The sequence below is a fragment of the Robinsoniella sp. genome (assembly GCF_034124845.1).
The window spans coordinates 1-274 of record NZ_JAWYAJ010000545.1 but is presented as its reverse complement, the minus strand read 5'-3'; the positions used below and the strand labels follow the sequence as shown (position 1 = coordinate 274).

Genomic DNA, 274 nt, shown 5'->3' with positions numbered 1-274 from the left:
TGATGTAGTAACAGAAGCAATTCCAGCATTAGGACATGACTGGAAAACCAATTACACAATTAATAAAGTTGCAACCTGCACGGAGGATGGATCCAAATCTATTTATTGCAGAAGATGCAACGAGGAAAAGGACATGGTCAAGATTCCGGCACTGGGACACAATTATGGTGAATGGAGCATTACGAAAGAAGCCACTTGTACCGATAAAGGCATTCATCAAGGATAAACCTGAATGATATCTCCGAGTGTGAAACGGCTATCTTGCTGACTATCG

1 pseudogene is annotated in these 274 nt (G+C 41.6%); it reads left to right on the top strand.

Annotation, left to right across the window (positions count from 1 at the left end):
* Positions 1-226: pseudogene (locus ACH2DQ_RS27085) on the top strand (hypothetical protein); the annotation flags it as partial.
* Positions 227-274: the final 48 nt, after the last annotated feature.